The 21,446-nt window shown below is 58.1% G+C and carries 19 protein-coding genes; 7 read left to right on the top strand and 12 right to left on the bottom strand.

The window, feature by feature from the left end; genetic code table 11:
- Nucleotides 1-68 precede the first annotated feature (68 nt).
- The 6 genes from QE435_RS17740 to QE435_RS17715 form a co-directional block, all read right to left on the bottom strand.
- Entirely contained in the window at nucleotides 69-803 is a 735-nt protein-coding gene (locus tag QE435_RS17740) for a L,D-transpeptidase (protein WP_349042169.1), read from the bottom strand.
- A 196-nt stretch (nucleotides 804-999) separates the two neighbouring features.
- Complete coding sequence (locus QE435_RS17735) at nucleotides 1,000-1,884, bottom strand: L,D-transpeptidase (protein ID WP_309772687.1); 885 nt, start codon at nucleotides 1,882-1,884, stop codon at nucleotides 1,000-1,002.
- Between the two features lie 120 nt (nucleotides 1,885-2,004).
- On the bottom strand, nucleotides 2,005-2,928 hold the full coding sequence (locus tag QE435_RS17730) for a prolyl oligopeptidase family serine peptidase (RefSeq protein WP_349042168.1): 924 nt from the start codon (nucleotides 2,926-2,928) through the stop codon (nucleotides 2,005-2,007).
- 108 nt (nucleotides 2,929-3,036) lie between these two features.
- The gene (locus tag QE435_RS17725; protein WP_349042167.1) at nucleotides 3,037-4,662 is read right to left on the bottom strand and encodes a cisplatin damage response ATP-dependent DNA ligase; all 1,626 of its coding nucleotides are present in this window, start codon (nucleotides 4,660-4,662) and stop codon (nucleotides 3,037-3,039) included.
- Nucleotides 4,663-4,664: 2 nt separating this feature from the next.
- On the bottom strand, nucleotides 4,665-5,675 hold the full coding sequence (locus QE435_RS17720; RefSeq protein ID WP_349042166.1) for a ligase-associated DNA damage response exonuclease: 1,011 nt from the start codon (nucleotides 5,673-5,675) through the stop codon (nucleotides 4,665-4,667).
- A gap of 209 nt (nucleotides 5,676-5,884) precedes the next feature.
- Nucleotides 5,885-7,405 (bottom strand): MDR family MFS transporter, encoded by a 1,521-nt coding sequence (locus QE435_RS17715; protein WP_349042165.1) that lies wholly within the window; start codon nucleotides 7,403-7,405, stop codon nucleotides 5,885-5,887.
- 110 nt (nucleotides 7,406-7,515) lie between these two features.
- Here QE435_RS17715 and QE435_RS17710 point away from each other — a divergent pair, with 110 nt between their 5' ends.
- Nucleotides 7,516-8,031, top strand: a complete 516-nt coding sequence (locus QE435_RS17710; protein WP_349042164.1) for a MarR family winged helix-turn-helix transcriptional regulator — start codon at nucleotides 7,516-7,518, stop codon at nucleotides 8,029-8,031.
- Nucleotides 8,032-8,438: 407 nt separating this feature from the next.
- Here QE435_RS17710 and QE435_RS17705 read toward each other — a convergent pair whose 3' ends face one another.
- A complete protein-coding gene (locus tag QE435_RS17705) occupies nucleotides 8,439-9,785 on the bottom strand; it encodes a diguanylate cyclase (protein WP_349042163.1) in 1,347 nt (448 codons plus the stop codon).
- A gap of 660 nt (nucleotides 9,786-10,445) precedes the next feature.
- Here QE435_RS17705 and QE435_RS17700 point away from each other — a divergent pair.
- Nucleotides 10,446-11,105, top strand: a complete 660-nt coding sequence (locus tag QE435_RS17700) for a glutathione S-transferase family protein (RefSeq protein ID WP_349042162.1) — start codon at nucleotides 10,446-10,448, stop codon at nucleotides 11,103-11,105.
- 4 nt (nucleotides 11,106-11,109) lie between these two features.
- Here QE435_RS17700 and QE435_RS17695 read toward each other — a convergent pair whose 3' ends face one another.
- Complete coding sequence (locus QE435_RS17695) at nucleotides 11,110-12,114, bottom strand: asparaginase (protein WP_349042161.1); 1,005 nt, start codon at nucleotides 12,112-12,114, stop codon at nucleotides 11,110-11,112.
- A gap of 74 nt (nucleotides 12,115-12,188) precedes the next feature.
- On the opposite strand from QE435_RS17695, the gene QE435_RS17690 reads away from it, so the two are divergent.
- Nucleotides 12,189-12,968 (top strand): DUF3750 domain-containing protein, encoded by a 780-nt coding sequence (locus QE435_RS17690; RefSeq protein ID WP_349042160.1) that lies wholly within the window; start codon nucleotides 12,189-12,191, stop codon nucleotides 12,966-12,968.
- On the opposite strand, the gene QE435_RS17685 is transcribed toward QE435_RS17690, so the two are convergent.
- Nucleotides 12,911-14,320, bottom strand: coding sequence for a chloride channel protein (locus tag QE435_RS17685; RefSeq protein ID WP_349042159.1), 1,410 nt, complete (start codon nucleotides 14,318-14,320; stop codon nucleotides 12,911-12,913). The two genes, QE435_RS17690 and QE435_RS17685, sit on opposite strands and share 58 nt — an antisense overlap.
- Nucleotides 14,321-14,452: 132 nt before the next feature.
- Between QE435_RS17685 and QE435_RS17680 the strand changes: the two genes are divergently transcribed.
- Both QE435_RS17680 and QE435_RS17675 read left to right on the top strand, forming a co-directional pair.
- Nucleotides 14,453-14,725 carry a YlcI/YnfO family protein gene (locus QE435_RS17680; RefSeq protein ID WP_309772673.1) on the top strand — a complete coding sequence of 91 codons (273 nt, stop codon included), beginning with the start codon at nucleotides 14,453-14,455 and terminating at the stop codon, nucleotides 14,723-14,725.
- Nucleotides 14,722-15,021, top strand: a complete 300-nt coding sequence (locus QE435_RS17675) for a type II toxin-antitoxin system RelE/ParE family toxin (protein ID WP_349042158.1) — start codon at nucleotides 14,722-14,724, stop codon at nucleotides 15,019-15,021. The genes QE435_RS17680 and QE435_RS17675 overlap by 4 nt, the downstream gene beginning before the upstream one ends.
- Before the next feature lie 84 nt (nucleotides 15,022-15,105).
- Here QE435_RS17675 and betA read toward each other — a convergent pair whose 3' ends face one another.
- From betA to betI, 3 genes are all read right to left on the bottom strand, one after another.
- Entirely contained in the window at nucleotides 15,106-16,758 is a 1,653-nt protein-coding gene (betA, locus tag QE435_RS17670; RefSeq protein ID WP_349042157.1) for a choline dehydrogenase, read from the bottom strand.
- Between the two features lie 101 nt (nucleotides 16,759-16,859).
- Complete coding sequence (betB, locus tag QE435_RS17665) at nucleotides 16,860-18,323, bottom strand: betaine-aldehyde dehydrogenase (RefSeq protein WP_349042896.1); 1,464 nt, start codon at nucleotides 18,321-18,323, stop codon at nucleotides 16,860-16,862.
- Nucleotides 18,324-18,340: 17 nt separating this feature from the next.
- On the bottom strand, nucleotides 18,341-18,952 hold the full coding sequence (gene betI, locus QE435_RS17660; RefSeq protein WP_309772668.1) for a transcriptional regulator BetI: 612 nt from the start codon (nucleotides 18,950-18,952) through the stop codon (nucleotides 18,341-18,343).
- A 280-nt stretch (nucleotides 18,953-19,232) separates the two neighbouring features.
- Between betI and QE435_RS17655 the strand changes: the two genes are divergently transcribed.
- Both QE435_RS17655 and QE435_RS17650 read left to right on the top strand, forming a co-directional pair.
- Nucleotides 19,233-19,457, top strand: coding sequence for a type II toxin-antitoxin system ParD family antitoxin (locus tag QE435_RS17655; RefSeq protein ID WP_349042156.1), 225 nt, complete (start codon nucleotides 19,233-19,235; stop codon nucleotides 19,455-19,457).
- A gap of 170 nt (nucleotides 19,458-19,627) precedes the next feature.
- Nucleotides 19,628-21,421 carry an EAL domain-containing protein gene (locus QE435_RS17650; RefSeq protein ID WP_349042895.1) on the top strand — a complete coding sequence of 598 codons (1,794 nt, stop codon included), beginning with the start codon at nucleotides 19,628-19,630 and terminating at the stop codon, nucleotides 21,419-21,421.
- The last annotated feature ends 25 nt before the right edge of the window (nucleotides 21,422-21,446 follow it).

Here is a 21,446-nt window from a genome sequence, read left to right as displayed (position 1 = left end):
AGCAGCAAGTGTTTGCACCACCCTCAAAGCCAAAGCATGAGGGTGGTGGATGATTGAAACGAGCCGGCTTACTGCCAGACGACCACACGCGCCTTGTTCGGAACGCGATCATAAAGGTCGATGATGTCCTGGTTCATCAGGCGGACGCAGCCGGACGAGACGGCCTTACCGATGGAGTTCCACTCCGGAGAACCATGCAGACGATAAAGCGTGTCCCTGCCGTTCTGGAAGATGTAGAGCGCGCGTGCGCCGAGCGGGTTTTTCAGGCCGGGCTCCATGCCGCCATTCTTGGCGGAATATTTGACCAGTTCCGGCTGACGCGCCACCATTTCATCCGGCGGCGTCCACTTCGGCCACTTCTGACGCCACTGGATAACGCCCTCACCCGACCAGGCAAAGCCTTCGCGACCGATGCCGACGCCGTAACGCATCGCCGTACCACCGGGCTCGACCACATAGAGGAAACGCGACCGCGTATCGACCACGATCGTTCCGGGACGTTCGCCTGTCGGGTCCACGACCCGCTGGCGGTAATAGCGGCGATCGATTTTCTGGTAAGGTACCGCCGGGATGACGAAACCGCCATCCTCAACCGTGCCATACATCACAGCCAGCTCAGCGTCCGAGATTCCGGAGGAGAACATCTGGCGAAAATCATTGGCAACGCCACCGGCGAAGCCCAGCGGCTGCGTGCTGTCATAGGGGCCGACACCGGTAGATGCACAACCCGCCAACAGCGACGCGGAAGAAAGGCCCAGAAGGGATAGGAAAGTCCGTCTTGAAAGATCTGTGTCGGTGCTCATCATAAGTCCGGTTTTCTCACATCGGAGGCGAAGAGGAGGCACTGTACCGAAGCGTGCAGAGCCTGCCTTTCAATCTCGCCGTACGTCGTTTGTTCCACGATACATCAGCTATTGCTATAGTGGTTAATACATACTGAAAACCAGTTGCAGCCTTGCAACATTCGCACCGGCGGCGTGCTTTTACCGGTCGTCGTGTTCACATCACCACAATCGGCGCGCCCTGCGGCACGCGGTCGTAAAGATCGATCACGTCCTGATTGAGCATTCTCACGCAACCCGATGAGGTTGCCTTGCCGACCGATTGCCAGTCCGGCGTCCCATGAACGCGGTAGAGCGTGTCCTTGCCGTCCTTGAAAATGTAAAGAGCCCGCGCACCGAGCGGGTTGTTGAGACCGGGAACCATGCCGCCCCGCGCCGCCGAGATCGACGCCAGCTCAGGTTGTCGCTGGACCATTTCATCCGGCGGCGTCCAGCGCGGCCATTTTGCCTTCCACTGGATCGTCCCACGACCCGCCCAGGCATAGCCGGATCGTCCGAGCCCGACACCGTAGCGGACCGCTTTGCCGCCCGGCTGCACCAGGTACAGAAAATGCTGCCTGGTATCGACGACGATCGTGCCCGGCGCTTCTGCTGTCTCGTAGCTGACCTCCTGGCGCAGAAACCGCGGATCGATGCGGCTATAAGGAATGGCAGGCAGTGTGTGGCCTTCATCCGACAGCACATCGTACATGGCGCGATGAAGCGGGTTGGAGACTGGCAGCCCGTATCCCATCGTGCGATCACGATAGGCAGGCGAAAGTGCCGGTCCCGGGCGTGCTGTGGTCGGCGGGCCGTAAAGCTGCTGAAACTGCGAGCGGAAGAGATCCGGCGGACGGCTATTGATAGAGCCGGGCGTCTGCGGAAGCGGCTCGCGTGGGATCGAGCCGACATTGTTGTAATTGAAGACAGGCGCCGTTTCTCGCACGAAGACATCGGCATTCATGCGGCTGGTGTCGGTTATGAACAGGCAGCCGCTGAGAAGCGGCGCCGTCATCAACACGCAGGCAAATCGGCGGAGGGTCTTCAGGGCAAATACAATCATCGAACCGCTTCAGAGATAGATCACTGACGGCACAATGACTCGCGCGGCTGGCGCGAGGCTGGATAGATCAGGCTAACAGGGCTGCGCGTGCACTGCGACCTGCACGCAAAACCGGCTTCTTCAGACGAAATTATTGAAGAAGCATATGCTCTCGTCCACCGCATGCGGCACAACGCCATTGTGGGTGCCGGGCAGCAACCTGTGGTCGATCTTAGAACCCACGGCCATCGCGCGCTCGACAAGAAGCCTGTGGTCGGCATCGAACGGGCGTTCTTCCGTCCCGCGCAGCAATAGCGTCGGGCACTTAAGGCTGTGACCGAAACAGACCGAGGAGCGCATTATGAACTCCTGCGGATTGGTCTCGTCGAAACACAACTCATCGGAATAGCGGTTGAAGTAACGCCAGGAGTTCACGCCCGCCGAGATCGGGACCGCTGCGCGGAATTTTCGCGTCATCGCGGCTAGAAGGGAGAGCGTGCCGCCATTGGAATGACCTGCCAGGAAGAAGCGATCCTTGTCGATGCCGGGAAGGCTTTCCAGATACTCGGCCGCGGATAGAGCATCCGACGTCTCGTCATAGAAGCCAGAGTAATAGCCCTTCTGGCCGTTCTCGCCGCGGAAGGACGGCAGCATCACCACAAAGCCTGCTTCCCAGTAGGGCTTCATCAGCGCCCAGTGCCCATCGCCCGTGGCGTTGCCACCGTGAAGGAAGAGAACGGCAGGCTTGAGCTTCTTCTGCGGAACATATTCCGACAGCCAGGCAACAAGCTCGATCGAGCCGTTCGGGCCACCCGGATAGGTAACGCGCCGGGCGCCGGCTGGTGTCCCCAAAGGCTCGGATTTTTCGGGTGCAGACATCTTGCGCAAGAGATGCGTGTGAAATCTCTCGCGCGCCTTGGCATAGTCATCGCGCTCCAGCGGCAGAACAGGCGGCTGGTCCACTTCTGAATGCGCGCCTCTTGGCAGCAGAGCTGCTGCGCCAAGACCAAATGTTCCCGCCAGCAGAGCACGACGTGTGGGAGAAAAGGGAGAAATCTTATCCATGCGCCTGTCCGTCATGCGGGATATCCGATAAGCGTTGCACAGCATAATTTCAGCATCGGAATCTCCGATTGTCTACTTAATGTTTCTCTTTAATGCGGTCATCTGCATTCAACCTTCCCGTTCATCGACCATCGCCATTAGGGTCGCAAGCCGGTCGGCTTCCGAGGGGAGTTTGTCTGCACGCAAACGCGCGATTCGTGGAAAGCGCATCGCAACGCCGGATTTATGGCGGGCCGAGCGATTGATGCCTTCGAAGGCAACTTCAAGCACGAAGCCGAAGGATGGCGTGGCGCGCACCGCGCGGACGGGACCGAAGCGTTCAACCGTGTTGTCACGCACGAACTTGTCCAAAACCTCAAGTTCGGCATCGGTGAAGCCGAAATAGGCCTTGCCCACAGGGACCAGTTGCTCGCCACCCTCACCTTCTGCCCAAACGCCGAAGGTGAAGTCGGAATAGTAGCTGGAGCGCTTTCCGTGACCACGCTGCGCATACATCATCACCGCATCGATATTGAACGGATCCCGCTTCCATTTGAACCAAGGACCCTTGGCGCGTCCCGCCTGGTAAACGCTGTCCTTGCGCTTGATCATCACGCCCTCGATCACGGGATCGGGCGGTGCCTTGCGGAGATCGTCAAGTTCCTGCCAGTTCGAGAAAGGTACCAGTGGCGACAGATCGAAGCGGTCATGTGGCGCCGTCTCGATCAGGTCTGTAAGATGCTTGCGCCGCTCCAGATAGGTGCCGCCTCGAATATCCTCGTCGCCCTTGAATAACAGGTCGTAGGCGCGGATGAAGGCAGGATATTCTTCCATCATCCGGCCCGTTACCGTCTTGCGGTTCAGACGCTGCTGGAGGTCTGAAAAGGTTCGCGTGGCGCTGTTTGAGCGCGCCGTGCCACCGATAAGAAGCTCGCCATCAATGACACCATCGAAATTAGCGGCTTCGAGAATATCTGGAAACGCGCCTGAAATATCGTCGCCAGATCGCGAGTAAAGCTTGCGGGTATCGCCAGCGCGGGAGAGCTGAACGCGGATACCGTCCCATTTCCATTCGGCTGCAAAATCCTGCGGATCAAGATTGGCGAGATCATTGTCGCCGACCGGCGTCGACAGCATGACGGAATGAAAAATTGCGGGTGTTGCCAAAAGAGGCCGGTCGGTCTTTCCCTCCAGCCAGGCAAAGAGCGGCTCATAGGGCGGCTCCAGACCATGCCAGAGCGTTTCGATCTCGGTAATATCCCTGCCGGCAAAATCGGCGAGCGCCTGCCGGGCCAAGCGCGCGGACACCCCAATGCGCAAACCGCCGGTGACGAGCTTCAAAAAGGCGAAGCGTGAGGATGTGTCCAGCCGATCCAAAAGCTCTCGCACCGCGCCGCGCACTTCTGTCTTGCCGAGCGCGTTGATCTTGCGCACGACTTCGCCCAGGCCAGGATCGTTCGCCTGCGGCAGATCGGCGTTCTGGCTTGTATCCCAGACCAGCGAAATCGTTTCGGCCAGATCGCCGACATAGTCGTAGGAATAGCGAAAGAGCACCTCATCCATGCGCTCCAGAACCAGTTCTCGAAGCAAGGCAGGCTTGACGCTTTTCAGGTCCAGCGTTCCGGCGATTGCCGCAAGCCCGTAGCCGCGATCAGGATCTGGCGTTTCACGGAAATAGTCTGTGAGAAGCTTCAGCTTGCCGTTTCTGGACGGTGTCAGAACAAGGCGGTCGAGAAGGGTCGCAAAGGCTTTCACGCTCAATCCCCCTCATCTTCATAGCCGACGAGATGGAGCGGACGCGCCGGAATGCCCTGAAGCTCGCACCAACGCACCAGCGCTTCCTCACGGCCATGCGTGACCCAAACCTCAGACGGCGCGACTTCCTTGATGGTCTCCAGCAGTTCCGGCCAGTCGCAGTGATCGGAAATCACCAGCGGCAATTCAACACCGCCCTGTTTGGCACGCTGGCGCACCATCATCCAGCCAGAAGCAAAGGCGATCAGCGGTTCGTTGAAGCGACGCGCCCAACGCTCCTGAAATGCCGAGGGGGGGCCGACGACGATCGCGCCCTTGAACTGCGCGGGATTGCTTTTCTCCAATGTCGCAGGGCGGATGTCTCCGAGATCGATTCCTTGTGAAACGTAGTAATCACAGAGCTTTGCCAGAGCGCCGTGTATATAGACCGGCCCCGAATAACCGTTGTCGCGCAAGAGCCGAAGAACGCGCTGCGCCTTGCCAAGCGAATAGGCACCGACGAGATGGGTGCGTTCGGGGAACTGGCGTATAGAGGTCAAAAGCTTGGCAATTTCGCGTGCTGGTGCGGGATGGTGAAAAACCGGAAGCGCGAAGGTGGCCTCGGTGATGAAGACATCGCAGGCGACCGGCTCGAAGGGTGAGCAGGTCGGATCGACGCCGCGTTTGTAGTCGCCGGACGCGACGATGCGCAGGCCATCATATTCGATGGAGATCTGGGCGGAGCCGAGCACATGTCCGGCAGGATGGAAACCGACGGTAACGCCGTTGACTTGCGCCGTCTCTCCGAAGCCGATCGCCTGTTCGCTGACCGTAAAATCTTCGCCGTAACGCAAACGCATGATGTCGAGCGTCTGGCGCGTCGCCAATACCTTCTCGTGCCCTGCCCGCGCGTGATCAGAGTGACCATGGGTGATCAACGCCTTCGGCACCGGCTTTACCGGGTCGATGTAAAAGTCACCCACTGGGCAATAAAGCCCTTTCGGTGTCGGGCTGAGCAGTTTTTCTGGTTTCATGGCGTCGGGATCGACCGGAATTTACGATGCTTCAAAACGTCTTGCGCAAGACAAAACGAACCGTGCGGAATAAGGTTCATTCTGGAAACATCGAGGCACGGCCGGTGAGCGCTTTTTTAATTTCGACCTAGCCCTGCCCTGTGTGCAGACATCAATCGCCTTAACAATCAGGCGGTCGACCGATGATCACGCTATACCCTCCTCTCGCCTCAATCCTGAGGCGTCGGCTTCTCTGTAGCAACCGGCAAACGGACATTCTTCAGCATCACCGCGGCGATGAGACCGATCACTGCCGTCGCCGACGCGACAAGAAACAGCGGTGTGAAGGCGGCGGCATAGAGATCGGCCACAGCGTGTTGAGAGGCGGCAGGCAATTGAGCCAGCATCTTGGGCGTCAAGTCCTGAATGCGGCCAACGCCGGGGATATCGGCACCGGTTCCCTTCAGGCTTGACGATATGACCGCCCCATAAATGGAAATGGCAAGAGCTGCACCTCCCATGCGCGTCAGGGTCACCGCCCCGCTCGCCGCGCCGACATCGGCTTTGGCCGCGGAATTCTGGACGCCAATGATCGGCGCCTGCTGGCCAAGGCCAACGCCAAGCCCCTGCAACAGCAACAGCCCCGCAATGATCGCCAAGGGTGTGCCGGCGTGGACCTGCGACAGCGAGAGCATGGCGATGACCGCAATCGACAGACTGATGATCGAGAACGGCTTATAGCTGCCCGTCTTCGAAATCAGCCGGCCCGCCGTCAGCGAACCCATGACGATGCCACCGGTGACGGCGATGAAGAAGAGGCCGGCTTCCGAAGGCGAAAGCCCTGTCGTCGTCTGGAGGAAGAGTGCGTAGTAGTTGACCATACCGATACCGAGACCTCCACTGACCAGCGAAATGATCATCAGCAGAGGAAAGGTCGAATCCTTGAACAGTCGCAGCGGCACGATCGGTTCAGGCGCGCGCTTCTCCACCTGCACCCAAAGCGTGCCGCAGACGACGGCAAATACGAGGATGGCGAGGCTCTGCCAGGCAATCAGTGAGCCGAAGAGTTCAGCACTGTCGGCCCAGAGCACGACGCTGGAAATTGCGGCGGCCAACAAAACCGCACCAATGTAATCGATCTTCGGCTGACGGTCCGGGCGACGATACGGTAGCAGGAAGGCCAGCCCCAGCAGGACGACGATGCCGATGGGCAGGTTGATGAGAAAGATGGAGCGCCAGCCGAAAAGATCGCTCATCGTGCCGCCGAGGATCGGTCCGACACTGCCGGACGCCATGATGACGAGGCTCGAATAACTCTGATAACGTGCGCGTTCACGCGGCGCAAAGAGATCGGCATTGACGGAGAAGATCGACACCATGATGCCACCGCCGCCAAGGCCCTGCAGAACGCGGGCGGCGATCAGCGAGTCCATCGACCAAGCCAGGCCGCAGGCAAGCGAACCGACGGTAAAGATGACGACGGCGGAGATCATCACATATTTGCGGCCAAAGAGATCGCCAAGCTTTCCATAGACCGGCATCACGGCACTGGTGGCAAGCAGGTATGCAGAACCTACCCAGCCGAAGCGCTCAAGCGCACCGAACTCGCCCACGATGGTCGGCAAGGCCGTGGAGACGATCTGGTTATCCAGCGTTGCCATGAACATGGCCAGCATCAGAAAAAGGAAGACAACCAGCCTGCGACGGGGCTCCGTCACGAGAGGGGCCGCAGAGTTCACCGACATATCCATGGAAAGGCCTCGTGTTAGGCGTCGATTTATGTGCTTTTAGCATATATATGTCAATAGCATCTTTTGAAGAATTGATGTAGGGTTGGTTCGATAAGGAGCGAGGGCAGCACATGAACAATCAGATCCTCAGGCGCGCCGACAGGGCAGACAAGAATGCGTCATTGCAAGACGACGTGCTGGACATCAGCCATACCATGACACGCATGCGCATCATGATCGGCCGTCGCGTCATTGGCCGTACTGCGATTGCAAAGCTGGCGCCGGGGCTCGATCTCTCGCATCTTGATGTTCTCGATGTCGTGAATCGGACACAAGGCAACGCCACAGTTGGCTCGATTGCCGAGGGCATGCGGCTCGACCCATCCCGTGGAAGTCGCCTCGTCGCCGATATGGTCGGCCGCGGACTGTTGCAACGGGATGTGTCGCAGGAGGATGGCAGACGCAGCGTGATTGCCGTCACCGCTCTCGGGCGGAGTATCCTCGAAGATATGCATGACGCCAAAATCGCCATCATCCGCGATGTGGTGAGTGATTGGCCGAAAGAGGATGTTGCCGCCTTCGCAGAGCTTTTCGACCGCTTTATCGGGCGCTTCGAGACACGCCTCTCTCCAGACGCACGCCCTTAGACGAACGATATCAGACACCTCAAATATGATTGACTAGTGCATGCCGCGAACAGCGTGCCGCGGTTTTTCGTTACCGGCATGCGACAAAACAAAATCTCGAAACTTAAAGAGCGTCGCTGAAAGATCGCGACGTGCTTTAGGCGACGTGCGCAGTTCGCGCCTACGCGGCGTTTTCGATCTGCGCGTCGTCCGTCGCAGCGCTTCGACCAGCCCTCTTTGCCTCGTACATCGCCAAGTCGGCTTTGGCCAGAAGGCTCTCAGGGGTCTTTCCGTCATTGGGATAGAAAGCGGTTCCCATGGAACATGTGACTGCAATTGCACCCGCGGAGAGAGCGATCGGCTCCTGCGCAGCCAGCCGAATTTCCTCAAGACGCGCCAGGACACCGGCTTCGTCTCCCTTGGGATTGCTAAGATGACGGCAAATTCATCGCCACCAAGACGAACAGCGGTATCAGACGCCCGGATGGTTTTTTTGTGATTCGTTCGGCAATCGCTCGCAGAACATCGTCGCCCGCTGCATGCCCATAGATGTCATTGATTTGCTTGAATTTATCGACATCAAAATAGGTGATAGCAACCAGCCGATCTTCCCGTTTCGCCTCGTGTAGGGCTCGGCGGAACTGCCCCCAGAAGAGATTGCGGTTCGAAAGACCGGTCAGCGGATCATGATGCGCCATGTAATGGACACGCTCTTCCGCACGCCGGCGATCAATCGCAATCCCGGCAATGTTTGTTGCCATATCGATAATCTCTTTTTCCACTTCGGTCGGCATGCGGACCGATTTGGAATAGAGCGCGAATGTGCCCAGCAGGACATCATTGTTGCCAAAGATTGGTGTAGACCAGCACGAGCGAAGACCGTGTGGCTCAACAACACCAGTATAACCGGACCAAAGCGGATTTTCAAAAATGTCACTGACGTAGACGGGCATCCTGCGGAAGGCAGCCGTGCCGCAGGAGCCGTTGTTTGGCCCTACCGGAACACCGTCTACGGCGGAGACATATTGTGGCGGCAACGATGGCGACGCACCATTGCGCAGCAAAGCGGTCTTCTCGTCCAGCAGAAGAACCGATCCGCAAACATTGTCTAGCAGACCCTCCACCTCGCTTACCACCGCCGAAAGAATATCCTTCAGCGGCTCCCCTTTGACGATCATTTCCAGCAATGAAGCATGGCTTCTTCGCATCGTTTCCTGCCGCTTTGTAAAGGTGATCTCGCGAGAGATCCCGGCAAGTCCTACAGCCATACCGGTCTCATCCCGTAGGATGATCCGCGTTCCCGAGTACCAATGTGTCGTTCCGTCGACGGCCACCATCGGCTCTTCAGCATCGAAAATATCGATATTGCCCTTGAGGATGCGGCGATCCAGCCGATCGATACACTCGGCGACTTGCATTGGAGCCAGATCGAAAATCGTCAAAGTCCGGCCTTCAAGGAAATTCCGCTCATAGCCCAAGGAGGCAAGTGCCGCAGCGTTCATGTACTCATACCGACCTGCGCAATCCTTTATGAAAACGATCTCAGGAATATTATCGAGCAAAAATGTCACTTTGTGCCTCAGCACATCCTGCATCATCGTTCCGATGAATGGCGCTTGTGATCTTGACGGGGTCGGACCGTTTTGCTCACGCATTTCTAAAGGCTCCATGAAAAATCTTAAGCCCGGTGCTTCTGCTTGATCGAACTTCAATGCAGCCTCGCCGGATAGCAACAGGCTTAAGCTACAGAGAAGTTGCTTATACTGAATTAACAAACCCCATTGCTACGCCCTGGCGCCGATGGCACGTCTTTTTCATGATACTATTACTACCAAGACATTACCGCGCTACTTGTTTTCCGTTATCGGGGACTGGGTCTCGCGGAGCCTTGTCCGCATCGGCCATCTCAGAACGCAACAGAGGTGCAGAGCGTTTCCTTGTTAAATAGAAACGTTCTGCCGGAGCAGGTTTTCGTCAGGGCAAAGGCGATTGGCGAAGGGCATACCCAAAGGTACGGTCGAGCCGATCGCCTTTGAGCCTGGCGGAAAGATGCCCGGCCCTCCCATCGCGCCGCTTCGCCGTGCGAAGCGATTAGCGCGCCGGGCGATTGAAGCTCTTGCAGATTTGCCAGCAAATCTGCGGGAGGGTTGGTTGAAACGGGCCACCTGCTTGCCCGGACGGCTTGGCCGTATGCTTTGGCTACGGCACGCGCCCTCCGGACAATCAGTCGATCCCGTTTGAACCAACAGAACTGTTTCTATTTAACAAGGAAACGCTCTAGGCTTCGAAGGAATGACCCTAAAGCCCGCCGCGATCTTTCAGATTCGCGCCTTATGCTTTAGGTCTTTGTTTTATCGCATGTCGTTGTGGCAAAACCCCTGCCCACTTTTGTGCGACATGCTTTGGTTTCATCTGGCAAATCGGAGATGCTTGCAATGCTGACTATTTACGGCGTCTATCGTTCCCGGGCCACGCGTACATTATGGCTTGCACGGGAATTGGATATCGCGTTCGAACATGTGCCGGTCATCCAGGCCCGGTGTCTGGCCGATCCTGTGGCGGCCGATGCGCCAATCAACACGCTGACGCCTTCCTATCTAGCCATCAACCCGATGGGCACTATCCCCTGCATCGACGATGACGGCATGGTCCTTTACGAATCCATGGCGATCAACCTTTACCTGGCGCGCAAATACGGCACATCCGTCGCGCCGAAAGATGCGGCGGAAGATGCCCATATGATGCAGTGGTCTTTTTTTGCCGCCACGGAAATCGAGACGAACGCTCTGAAGATTTCCTCGACCTTCGCCGAAGGATTGGCCGACAGCGATACCGGCAAAGCCGTGATCGAAGTGGCAGCGCGCATGTTGCGCCGCCCCTTCCGCGTGCTTGAGCAGCACTTGGCGAACAAGGAGTATCTGGTGGGCAACCGCTTTACCGTTGCCGATCTGAACGCCGCTGAAGTCGTTCGCTACGCGCAGGCGCACGCGCCGCTGTTCGACGCACACCCTGCCGTCAAGGCTTGGTTGGAACGTTGCCAGTCCCGCCCGGCCTTCAAGGCAATGTGGGATGCGAGAGCGGCCGAACCGGCTTAAGGGTTCAGGACAAGACCGAGGTCACGCGGATGTCGCCGACGGGGATACCGTTCCAGTTTTTCGTGGAGCGGTTCGCTATCGCGTCGAGCGCGCGCTCTTCCACGCTGTTCTTTTCGAAGTGACGCGCCAACAGAGCGGCAATCATTGCCTCTGCGGCGCGGGTGGTGCCATCTTCGCATTTCACCGCGACTGCCAATCCCTTCTCCGGCAGAATGCCGACAAAGACACCTTCGGCACCAGTCTTGGCAAAAATTCTGCCTGGGGCGATTTCCATCAGCTTGGTGCAGGTACGGCCAGTGCCGGCAACGTAAAAGGGTTCGGCCATGCAGGCTTCAATCAAGCGGCGTGACGCCTGAGCGCGAGCCGGCTCAAGCCCTTTTCCGGTCGCCATCTTGGCAAAGCCCTGCGCCAGCGATTTTAACGGCACGGCATAGGCCGGGATGGAGCATCCATCGATACCGCAACTGTCTTCGGCAATCGCGACACCCGTCAGGCTTTCCATCGTGGCGCGGATTTCGCGCTGCAATTGGTGCCCGGCATTGACATAACCTCTCGCCTCGATACCGTTATGGCTACAGGCACAGATGAAACCGGAATGTTTGCCGGAACAGTTGTTGTGCAGCGCTGTCGGCTTCTCCATGCTCCGTGCCTGCCCGATGAGTGCTTTCTGATCCAGCGACCAGTGCGCGCCGCATTCCAGCGCGCTGAGATCATGCCCCGCGCGTGCCAGCATAGACGCCGCCAATTCCACATGCGCTTCTTCACCAGAATGGGATGCACAGGAAAGCGCAAGCTCTCGGTTGCCGAATCCATAGGCGTCCGCAGCCCCGCTTTCCACCATGAACAGCGCCTGCATGGCCTTGCAGGCGGAGCGGGGGAAGACTGCGCTTTCTACATCGCCTGCAGAGAAGACAACCTTGCCATCGCCATCCACCACCACGGCCATGCCTCGGTGACGGCTCTCGACGAGGTTGCCGCGGGTGACTTCAACGGTAACGGGGTTGTGCATGGTGCTGGCCTCAAAAAGTTCGAAATGCGATCCCTATCTAACCCTATTGGTCGCATCATGCACGGGGCACTCCATTGAAATTTGCCAAGCGGTTTCTGGCCGTCGTCTTTCTCGTCTATCTCTTGCCTGCCCTCGCCTCCGCGGGTCTCTGGGCGATGAAGGAACATCCTACCGGCTATCGCAATGCGCGCTGGTCTTCCGCAGGCATTCTGCCCGAAGCAGCCTTGGACAAACCCGCAGCGATCTATGTCTACTCGGCCATGACCGGCGGTTTCAAAGGGTCGATTGCCAGCCATGCCTGGATCGTGATGAAGCCGGAAGGTGCTTCAAGCTATGAGCGCTACGACAAGGTCGGCTGGGGCTCGCCCATTCGCCGCAATGCCTACGCGCCGGATGCCTACTGGTATTCCAATATGCCGCGTAAGGTTCTGGAATTGCACGGTGAGAAAGCCGAAAGGCTGATCCCGAAAATCCAGCAGGTCATTGCCGACTACCCTTACGCCAAGGCTGGGGGCTACCGGATTTACCCCGGCCCCAATTCCAATACGTTCATCGCCCATGTGCTGCGTAGCGTGCCGGAACTCGGCGCGGTGCTGCCGCCGGACGCTGTCGGCCGTGACTACCTGCCGAATGGCGCGTTCTTCCATATTGCAGACGATTGGAAGGATGTCAGCGTTTCGCTGGGTGGGCTGTTCGGACTGTCCGCCGGTGTGCGTAGCGGCTTCGAGATCAATTTCCTCGGACTCGTCGCCGGCATCGATATTCAAAACCCTGGCATCAAGATCCCAGGGCTCGGTTACTTCGGCGTCAACTCATTCGATCCGGCACCGGAGCGCAAGCCGGAATCTGCGTGAGCGTCACGCTCATGATGCTCGGCTTCGCTCGCGCGCCTTGCCCTGATCCCCTGCGCAATGAAGACGCGAGACAGGCCATGGTAGAGGGGCTCGGGTGAAATCATCCGCGAGGTCAGGTAGCCCAGCATCGACGCGGCCATGATGGCGATGACTCCATCATGATTACCGGTCATTTCTAAAATAATGACAAAAGCCGTCATCGGCGCCTGAACGACACCGGCGAAATAGCCCGCCATGCCAAGGATGGCGCCAAGCGCGATGCTGGTGCCCAGAAGGGAGGACACCGTACTGCCGAAGCCCGCACCGACGGAGAGCGAAGGCGCGAATATGCCGCCAGGAATGCCCGACAGCATGGCGAGAAATGTCGTCATCAGCTTTTCGGCAAAGAACAGTATCGGTGCAGCTTCACCCTCTACCGCCGCCCGCGCCTGCTCATAGCCGGTCCCGAAGGTCGCGCCACCGCTCACGATGCCGATGACGGCTGAAGCCATGCCGCAGACCGCTGCGACAATCAGCATGCGCTTGAGCGGAACCGTATGTGCCCAGCGACGAATGCGTTGCGAGGCGCGCAGAGCACCAGCGCTGAAGATGGCGCCGAGGAAGCCGCCACCGATGCCACAAAGCAGAACGAGGCTCCAGTCCTTCCCCGTATTCATCACCACCGTGCTGGTACCGAAATAGGTGTAGCTGCCGACAAGTCCGAGAGAGGCGAGACCGGAAAGGATGACGGCCGTCAGCACGAGGCCGTTGGCGCGGGACTGATAGGAGCGGCTCATCTCCTCAATGGCAAAGACGATGCCGGCGAGCGGCGTATTGAAGGCCGCAGCAATCCCCGCGGCCGATCCGGCAAGGATCAGCCCCCTCGCCTGCGCCATGCCGCCCACCCGCGCTGCCAGAAGCATGATCGAGGCACCGACCTGCACCGTTGGCCCCTCGCGCCCAATGGATGCGCCGGACATCAGACCGACGACGGTCAGCACGATCTTGCCAACGGCAAGCTTGATCGACAAAAGTCTCGAACGGTCCGCATCATCGTGAAAATGACGCGCGGCGATGGCTTGCGGAATGCCACTTCCGCCGGAATTGGGAAACACCACCATTGCCAGCCAGGCGCAGATGACGAAGCCGAGTGGCGTGATAATGAGGGGCAGAAGGTATGCCCATTCGCCAGACGATGTCGTGGCGGCAAAAACATGCTGCGCCCAATCCGCAGCCTTGGCAAAGGCAACACTGATCAGCCCTACCGCGATGGCACCGAGCCAGAAGACGGCTCTGGGCTTCCAGATACGCCAAGATCCCCACATGACGCGAGAGCGGCGGACCATCTTCATTTTTTTGTACGTGGCGGGCATGGCGTGTTTCTGCAATTCAAATAGCAAGATTTCTTATCGGACCAGGGCGCTTCGATTGCAACCATGTCTTTGACAAATGCCGCGCAAAGGTGCAAATCTACGTATCGCAATTGCAATTCAGGAGGCAATCCAATGAAAACCGCGACCTTGCCACCCCTTCGGGTCGAGCCGGAATTTAGAGAAAAAGCAGAAAGCGTTCTAAGAGAGGGTGAAACGCTGTCCGGCTTTATCGAAGAGGCCGTGCGCAAGCAGGTGGAAATCCGCAAATCGCAGGCTGAATTCATCGCCAGGGGGCTGGCCGCGCTTGATGAATCAAAACGAAAGGGGACGTTTTACCCTGCAGAAGAGGTTCACGCGGAACTAAGGGCAATGCTCGCCGCCAAGAAAGCAGAGCGGCATAAGTGACGTTCAAAGTCTTCTACACGATCAAAGCGCGCGCGGATATCACGAGACTATATGCTTTTCTTCTGGAGAAAGACTACGAGACGGCGGAAAGAGCAATCGACCGCATCATTATGGCGGTGGAAAGTTTGCGCGACTTCCCTTTTGCTACAAGAAAGGTGCGTGGCGATGACGCACTGCTTCGCGAGTTGCTCATTCCGTTCGGTTCTTCCGGTTACGTCGCACTCATCAAGATTGAGGATGCGGAAACCGTAGCCGTGCTGGCCATACGCCACCAGCGCGAAGACGACTATCATTGATACCTACAGCATAGGCCCGAAAATCGGGATCGACTTTTCGGCAAGGCACCAGAGCACCGTGCGTCCAAAAGGACGCGCGCCGCCCTAGCGATCGCTGACCGCTGCACGCGGATTGACCCAGGGCTCCTGATTGGAGCGCGGCAAGGGCTGTCGGCCAAGAATATGATCGGCCGCTTTTTCTCCTGTCATGATCGACGGTGCATTGAGGTTGCCATAGGTCACATGCGGGAAGATCGAGCTATCCGCGACGCGTAGGCCATCAACACCAATGACGCGGCATTCCGGATCAACGACGGCCAAAGGATCGTCCTTGCCGCCCATACGGCAAGTTCCGCAGGGGTGGTAGGCGCTTTCCAGATGTTCACGCAGGAAAGCGTCGATTTCCGCATCCGACTGAACCTTTTCGCCTGGCTGGATTTCCGGGCCGTGGAACTCATCAAAAGCCTTCTGGCTGAAAATCTCACGCGTGAGGCGCACGCAATGGCGGAATTTCTCCCAGTCTTCAGCGTGGCTCATATAGTTGAAGCGGATCACCGGATCGTCCTTCGGATCGGACGAACGAAGCGTGACATCGCCGCGCGATTTCGACAGGTTGTAGCCGACATGAACCTGGAAGCCATGGCTCTTCGCGGCCGCCTTGCCGTCGTAGGAAATGGCGACGGGGAGGAAGTGGAACTGGATGTCCGGCTGCTTCAATCCTGCTGCGGAGCGCAGGAAGGCGCAGGCCTCGAACTGGTTGGAGGCACCGAGCCCACCCTTGGTCATCAGCCACTGCGCACCGGCCACGCCCTGCCAGAACCATGGCAGCCATGAATAGAGCGATACGGGCTTAGTGGACACCTGCTGGAAATAGAACTCCATATGGTCCTGAAGGTTGGCACCAACGCCCTGTCGATCCACCTTCACCTCAACGCCCATGTCCTGAAGATGCTGCGCCGGGCCGATGCCGGAGAGCATCAAAAGCTTCGGCGAGTTAAAGGATGAAGCGGCGACAATGACCTCGCGGTTCGCCTTGATCGTCTCGACGATGCCCTTGCGCTCGATCTCCACGCCCGTCGCACGACCATTCTCTATGACGATCTTGCGCGCAAAGCCATGCACAAGCGTGACGTTGCCGCGCTTCAGCGCCGGTCTTAGATAAGCATTTGCCGCGGACCAGCGGCGACCGTTATGGATCGTCTGCTCCATCAGGCCGAAGCCTTCCTGCTTCGAACCGTTATAGTCGTCGGTCAGTTCGAAACCCGCCTGCGCTCCCGCCTGAATGAAGGCATGGAATAGCGGGTTCTTCACCGGACCACGCTGTACATGCAGCGGCCCATCCGTGCCGCGCCAGCCTTGCTCACCGCCATGGCTGTGTTCCATGCGCTTGAAGTAAGGCAGCACATCCGCATAGGCCCAGCCCTGCGCGCCGAGCTCTTCCCAGCGGTTGAAGTCTTCCGCGTGACCGCGAACATAGACAAGTCCGTTGATGGAGGACGAGCCGCCGATGACCTTACCGCGGGGCGCGGTGATGCGGCGATTGTTGAGGTTCGGCTCCGGCTCGGAGAGATAACCCCAATTGTAGCGCTTCATGCTCATCGGCCAAGCGAGCGCTGCGGGCATCTGGATGAAGGGTCCGAAATCCGATCCGCCTGCCTCGATGACGATGACAGAATATTTGCCGTCTTCCGACAGGCGATAGGCCATGGCTGAGCCAGCGGACCCGGAACCGACAATGACGAAATCTGCCTGTTGCATCAGCTTATCTCTTTTGGTGTTAATTGTTCGCGCTTAAGGTCGTAACACGACCGGCGATAAACATGATCTATTGAATAATCCCCTAGCAGGGGAGCGCATCATCAATAGGGCGCCTCGACCTTTCCGGTCGCCACGTAAACCGTCTTCAACTCGCTGTAATGATTGAGGGCTGCTGCCGAATTTTCCCGGCCAAAGCCGGATTGCTTCGAGCCGCCAAAGGGCATTTCGACTGGGCACAGATTATAGGTGTTGATCCAGAGCGTTCCGGCTTCCAACTGGTCGACCACGCGGTGCGCACGCGACAGATCGGCGGTGAAGACGCCGCCCGCGAGACCGAATTCGGTCGCGTTGGCGCGGGCAATGACCTCGTCCTCATCGTCGAAATCCAGCACGCACATCACCGGCCCGAAGATCTCTTCGCGGGCGATCGTCATCTCGTCCTTCACATCGGCGAAGACGGTGGGCTGCACATAGTAGCCCTGGCCGGAGACATTGTTGGGAATGCCACCACCGGTCACGAGCGTTGCACCTTCCGCCTTGCCCTTCTCCATATAGGCCAGCACCTTTTCCTGCTGCGCCTTCGAGACGAGCGGGCCGATCTGCGTTGCCTCATCCATCGGGTCACCAATCACCATGGCATCGGTGCGGCTCTTCAGATTGTCGAGAAAGCGCTGTTTTGCGCCGCGCTGGACGAAGACGCGCGTCCCATTGGAGCAGACCTGTCCCGAGGAGTAGAAGTTGCCGAGCATGGCGCCGCCGACAGCGCTTTCGATATCGGCATCGTCGAAGACGATCAGAGGCGACTTGCCGCCAAGCTCCATGGTCACATGCTTGAGGTGGCCCGCCGCCGCAGCGGCAACCTTGCGGCCCGTCGGAACGGATCCGGTCAACGACACCTTTGCGACGTCAGGGTGGTTGACGAGAAGCGGACCGGTATCGCGGTCGCCCTGAATGACGTTGAAGAGACCTTTCGGCAGTCCCGCTTCGATGAGGATTTCGGCGATCTTCAAAGCACCCAGCGGCGTATTTTCCGACGGCTTGAAGACCATGGCGTTGCCAGCGACGAGCGCAGGGGCCGCCTTCCAGCAGGCGATCTGCTGCGGATAGTTCCACGCACCGATGCCAACGCAAACACCAAGCGGAACGCGCTTGGTATAGGCAAAATCACCGCCAAGAGGGATGTAATCTCCGTTCAGCGCTGACGGTGCAATGCCGCCAAAAAATTCGAAGGAATCGGCACCGGAGGTCGGATCAGCAACGATGGTTTCCTGAATGGGCTTGCCGGTATCGAGCGTTTCCAGTTCGGAGAGCTCGCGGTTGCGCTCGCGCATGATATCCGCCGCGCGCCGCAGGATCCGGCCACGTGCCGTCGGGCTCATCGCCGCCCATTCCTTTTGCGCGCGCTTCGCCGAGGCGATTGCCTGCTCGACAATGGCAGGCGTTGCCGCATGGAGCCGCGCGATGACTTCACCGGTCGCCGGATAGATGCTTTCGATCAGCGTGCCCTTGTCGTCTTCGACATAGTCGCCATCGATGAAATGCGAGGCTTTGGGCTGGGCTTTCAAAGTCATGATCAATGTCCTCAAAGAATACGGGCGGTCGGCTTATTGGCCGAAAAGCGTTTCAACTGCACGTCAAAGTAATCTTCGACCAGAGCGGCCGCGGCGGAGATGCCGAGCGGTGCCGCATGGAGACTGTGGCGGATATAGAGCCCATCAATGAGGGCTGCCGCCCCTTCCGCGATCCGCGCCGCGTCGTCAGGCGGGCATAGGCGACCAAGACCGTGCATGATGTTGGAGCGAAGACGTTTGGTGTAGACGACCAGCAGCCGGCGGGTTTCTTCCGAACGCTGCGCCTCGACATAGAAGGCCAACCATGCCGCCACGGTCTCCTGGGTAAACTGGTCGCTTTGAAACGACACCCGAACGATGGCACTGAGGCGCTCGCGCGGACCGGAGGCTCTTGTCAGCGCCGCAACCGCATCCCGCCGCAGATCCCGCAACAGGCTGCGGATCGTTTCCAGCAGGAGTTGCTGCTTGCTGCCGAAATAATGATGCGCGAGCGCCGCGGAAACGCCCGCCTCCTTGGCTATATCCGACATCGTCACATTCAGCGAACCTTGATGGCCTATGGTGCGCAGCGCTGCGTCAACCAGTGCCTTGCGCCGCAACGGCTCCATCCCGACTTTGGGCATAACGATCTCCTTTGTGCTTTTTTTATTATTGATTGACTGATCAATCAATAAAAAATGCGACAAGCATCCGCCTGCTTTGCGGCATATCAAAGCGCGAAGCGATCGCATGCCGGAAGCTCTTCGTCGTTCAGTGAATATCATCTGGAACCAACCGCGAGCTACCGCGTTTGCTCCGACCGCCATTTGGCGATGTGACAATATTATGTGCCGCATCGCGACCCCATGGCGGCCATACGGCTGACGGGAAAAATTCCGCAGCTTGGAAATAGGGAGGACTACCATGCCATTGTTGACCGTATCGATCTCTCCAGAGCAAGCCGCAAAGATGCACGAAGCCGTGGCTCGTGGTGCTTATGCATCAAGCAGTGAAGTTGTGCGCGCAGCGCTAAAGCTGTGGGCAGAGACGCAGCACGTCGAACAGCGTAACCTCGTTGGCCGCAATAGAGATGGTGAGGCCGTCAACGTCGCAGAGCTTTATGCTCTCCACAACACTCACAGGCGCTGATTGACTGGCTCGCCTCCGCAGCATCAAGCCGGAGGTTAAACTTTCATCAAAGTTTCATCTGCCGTAAAGTTTTCATTGAGGAGTTCTCTCCACACTCCCGCTTAAAAACGTAGGTTTATGTGGCGTCGCCACAAACCGATGTGCAATGGTGGAGAGAGCGCGTGGTTTCGATGAATGCCGAGCCGACTATCATAAGACGGTTTGCCAGCGGCCAGATGATTTCGATGGCGAAGCTGGTACTCGAATGCGCGTTCCAACCGATTGTCGAAGCGACGACCGGCACGGTCTTCGGTTATGAGTCCCTGATGCGCGGATATGACCGCATCGGCTTTTCCAACCCTCTCGAACTTCTCGATCACGTCGAGGCCGATGGGCAGCTTGTCGAATTGGAAAAGATGATTGCGAGCCGCGCTCTCGCCAAGTTTTCCACGCTCCCGGATCTCTCCTCCGCGACCCTGTTCCTCAATCTCGATGTCCGGCTCATACGCTATGGCGACATCATTTTGGACAAGCTGCTGGAACAACTAGCACAGGCCAAAATCCCGCCCTCCTCCATCTGCTTCGAGCTGTCGGAACGCTTCGACAATACCAGCGTGCCCGAGTTCAGCACCCTGATCAACCGTATGCGCAAGGAAGGCTTCAAGCTCGCCATCGACGACTTTGGCGTTGGTCACGGCGAAATGAAGCTGCTTTGCGATTTCGATGTCGATTACCTGAAAATCGATCGCTACTTCATCCAGGATGTCGAGCGTAATCCGCGCAAGCGGCACATGGTCAAAAACATCGTCAACATCGCCCATGTGCTCGGCGTACGCGTCATAGCAGAAGGCATAGAAACGGAAGCGGAATTCCTCGCCTGCCGGGAGATGGGCGTCGATCTGGTCCAGGGCTGGTTCGTCTCCCGCCCCACCACCTTCGTCAAGGAACTGCAGACCTCTTTTCCGCATCTCCAACTGCTCGGCGAAACCCGGCGCAACCGACAGACGCTCGATGAGATCCTCATCCGCCGCCAGATCGAGCACCTGCCAACCGTCTATGAAAATGACAGCATCGACAGCGTTTTCGAACTCTTCCGCCGCAATCCGGAGCAGGCTTTTTTCCCCGTTCTCAACGCCAATGGCGAACCGCGCGGGGTGATCAACGAGTATCACCTGAAGGAATATATTTATCAGCCCTTTGGCCGCGATCTCTTGAAGAACAAGGTCTATGAGCGGACGATCTCGCATTTTGTCGATCGCGCCCCGATCGTCGGGCTGGATGCGGATGCGGATCGGCTGATGAATATCTTCGCCAATATGGGCGGTAGCGCCTGCGTCATTCTCACCGAAAACATGCGCTATGTCGGCGTGGTCTCGGCCGCATCGCTGATCAAAGTCATCAACGAGAAGCAATTGAAGCTGGCGCAGGAGCAAAACCCGCTGACGGCTCTTCCCGGCAACCGGGCGATCAGCGGCTTCATCGAGCAGTCCTGCCGGGATAGCGATGAAGATCGCTTCTTCTGCTATTGCGACTTCGACAATTTCAAACCCTTTAACGACAAGTATGGCTTCCACGTCGGCGACCACGCGATCAGCCTGTTCTCAGCCCTGATGAAGCGATACTTCTTCTCTGGCGATTGTTTCCTTGGCCATATTGGCGGCGATGATTTCTTCATCGGCGTTCGCGACTGGAGGAAGGACGAGGTAACGGAAATCCTGGAGCGGTTGCTCAGCGATTTCCACGACGATGTCATCTCACTTTATTCGGATGAAGATCGTCTGGCAGGACAGATCAGGGGCTTCGACCGTTTTGGCAACGAGCGGGAATTTGCTCTCCTGCGCTGCTCGATCGGCGTCCTTCAATTGCCAAAGGGCATGTTGATCGGCAATCCAGAGGGTATCGGCGCCGAAATCGCCAACATCAAGAAGGCGGCCAAGCGAAGCGATGCCGGTCTCGTCATCTGCAGCCACGGCGAAACGAAATGACGGGAGCGGCATTACGCCGTCTTTC

The sequence above is a fragment of the Agrobacterium sp. SORGH_AS 787 genome (assembly GCF_030819035.1).
GTDB lineage: Bacteria > Pseudomonadota > Alphaproteobacteria > Rhizobiales > Rhizobiaceae > Agrobacterium > Agrobacterium larrymoorei_B.
The sequence above is the reverse complement of the archived record's forward strand: the minus strand, read 5'-3'. Positions and strand labels throughout refer to the sequence as shown.